Annotated in this window: 3 protein-coding genes; all 3 read left to right on the top strand. The window is 39.5% G+C overall.

What is annotated here, in order from left to right; all coding sequences use genetic code 11:
- The first annotated feature begins 106 nt into the window (after positions 1-106).
- Entirely contained in the window at positions 107-1276 is a 1170-nt protein-coding gene (locus tag ABZB17_RS22020) for an esterase (RefSeq protein ID WP_372653743.1), read from the top strand.
- Positions 1277-1589: 313 nt separating this feature from the next.
- Entirely contained in the window at positions 1590-2627 is a 1038-nt protein-coding gene (locus tag ABZB17_RS22015; protein WP_372653741.1) for an alpha/beta hydrolase, read from the top strand.
- A 21-nt stretch (positions 2628-2648) separates the two neighbouring features.
- Positions 2649-2833 (top strand): hypothetical protein (locus tag ABZB17_RS22010; protein ID WP_372653738.1); only part of this gene is annotated, 185 nt, incomplete at its 3' end.

The raw sequence follows: 2833 nt of genomic DNA, 5'->3' as shown, positions 1-2833 counted from the left end.
TTAGTGAATTTGCTCCTTTACTATTTAAATAAAATAAAGATCCGGTGCGGTAGTGCCGGATCTTTTATTACCTGTTTGGAATTAGCAACATCGTAAATTAAAACAAATGAAAAAGATATTTTTAATAGTTATTGCTTGTCTGGCAATTATGGTAGATGTAAATGCTCAGGAGCTGACTAACTTTATGAACAGGGAGCCGATCGTTTCACCGGAAATAGGTGAAAATCAGGTGACCTTTCGGTTTCTGGCGCCCAACGCTGATACCGTAAAAATTACCGGAGGATTTACGCCTACCGTTAAAATGAAAACGTCGTTTGGCGAAATGGATGTCCCGGGCAGCCTTGATCTTACGAAAGATGAAAAAGGTTTGTGGTCGACTACATTACCATTGCCAGAGCCTGAATTGTATACCTACAGTTTTATTGTTGATGGTATCTCCGTAAATGATCCGACTAACACTTTTATGCAGCGCGATGGTTCGCGTTACCTTAGCGTACTGTTGGTGCCGGGAGAAAAAACGGAGAATTATTTTGAAGCCGAAAAACGCGGAAATCTTCATCAGGTGTGGTACGATTCTCCAACATTGAAAATAAACAGGAGAATGTTTGTATACACGCCTTATGGCTATGAAACCAGCGATAAAAGTTATCCGGTTTTATACCTGCTTCACGGTGCCGGTGGCGACGAAGATGCCTGGAGTTCTATGGGACGCACCCGTCAGATTTTGGATAACTTAATTGAAAGAGGACTAGCAGAACCAATGATCTGTGTTATGCCCAATGGAAATCCAAATCAATTGGCAGCGCAAACCACACAATTGCCTGTAAGCGATGTGAATTACAGAGATCCATCGAACAGCAATAAATATGTTCATAGTATTGTTAAGGATATTGTGCCATACATTGAAAAGAATTACCGTGTTATTGCCGATCCTGATCATCGTGCTATTGCCGGTCTTTCAATGGGTGGTGGTCATACCATTGCTGCAGCTAACGAATATCCCGGAACGTTCCAGTATATCTGCCCGCTAAGTATGGGGATTTGGGGCGAACAACCCGATATTGATGAGAAGCTTCAAGGATTAAAAAAAGCAGGATACAAACTGTATTGGTTGGCTTGTGGTAACACTGATTTTGTTTATGAAAGTGCACAAAAGCTGGATTCTAAATTGACTGAGAATGGTTTGGAACACACTTTCTATGTTACTGATGGCGGGCATACCTGGGCCAATTGGCGAATTTATTTAAATACGTTTGCTCCGCTTTTATTCAAATAGCATTATTTGTACATAAGTTAAATAGTAATGGCAACAACACGCAACTTTCCTAAAAAGTAATACGACAAGAAATTGTTGTTGCCAATTTTTCGAACAAAGATGAGCAAGGGATTAATTCATAGAATAGTAGTTTTTGTTAGCAGTTGGATTGTAGGTTTTTCGGCTCTTGTGGCCGGGAAACCTTTTGAATTTCAGGCTATTTAAAAATTAAGGCTACATTGATGGATCTCCGCATATTATTAAGACATACCATAGATAAATGCACTCATCTTTTTTTATTTTTATTAAATTTCGAAGAACCTAAATTCTGACTATGAAAATCCAATTTCTTTTATTCATTGTTTTTCTTAATGTTTCATTATGGTCTTTTGCTCAAAGCGATAAAGGAACTGTAGTAACCGACATGATTTATTCTCAAAATCTGGAAAATGATTTTGGTGAGAATCCAAACCGTGCTGTTTCGGTTTATCTTCCTCCGAACTATGAAAACAGCGATCAGCGTTATCCGGTTATCTATTTCCTTCATGGATTTATGGGCGATAATAAAATGATGGCCATGATGTCCGGTCTTCTTGATTATGCGATTGCCGATAACAAAATAAAGCCTTTTATAATGGTTATTCCCGACGAAAAAACAACTTGCCAGGGAAGTTTCTACAGTAATTCGGGTGTATTTGGAGACTGGGAAGATTTTACAGCTTTCGATCTTGTTAAGTATATGGATGAAAATTACCGTACGATTCCGAAAAAGGAAAGCCGTGGAATTACCGGACATAGCATGGGAGGATATGGTGCTTTAAAAATTGCCATGCACCATCCCGATATATTTAGTACCGTTTATGCAATTAGCCCGGGAGCTTTAACAATTGTTGCCGAGTATGGACCAAATAGTACTACATTCAGGGAATTGTCTACAATCAAAACGCTTGAAGGACTAAAAAGATCCTATTTCGGGAGTGTGATGATGGCCTTTGGCCGTGCCTGGTCGCCGAATCCCGATAACCCTCCGTTTTATTGCGATTTCCCATTTGTTTATAACGGCGATGAGCTCACTGTTAATCAGGACGTATTGCAGAAATGGTACGACAATATGCCCGTTCATATGATCGATGACAATCTGGAAAACCTGCAACAGCTAAAAGCTATAAAACTCGACTGGGGCAGAAATGCCGGAGACCGGTTTACATTGCAGTGCGACATGTTCAGTCAGCGATTGGAAAACGTTGGAATTACCCATTTTGTCGAGGAATATATTGGTACGCACGGAAGTGGAATTTATACCAAAGAGGGGCGTATCCCTCAGCAGGTTCTGCCATACTTCGATTTTTATCTGGAGTTCGATGGGGATTAAACAAAATTAAAATAACAAATTATGAAATTGAAAAGATTTTTCATATTGGCGACAGTTGCCGTAAGCATCATTATTGTAGCGACAGCTTGTGCCCAAAAAACTACAACACCTCAACAGGAGTTGACAAAACACGATGAAGAAATCAACGAAATTATCAAAGGCATGAGCCTGGAAGAAAAAGTTGAAATGCTTCACAGTAAAACGAT

The organism is Draconibacterium sp. (genome assembly GCF_041583095.1).
Taxonomy (GTDB): Bacteria; Bacteroidota; Bacteroidia; order Bacteroidales; family Prolixibacteraceae; genus Draconibacterium.
Note: the sequence above shows the minus strand (reverse complement) of the source record. Positions and strands in the feature narration are given on the sequence as shown.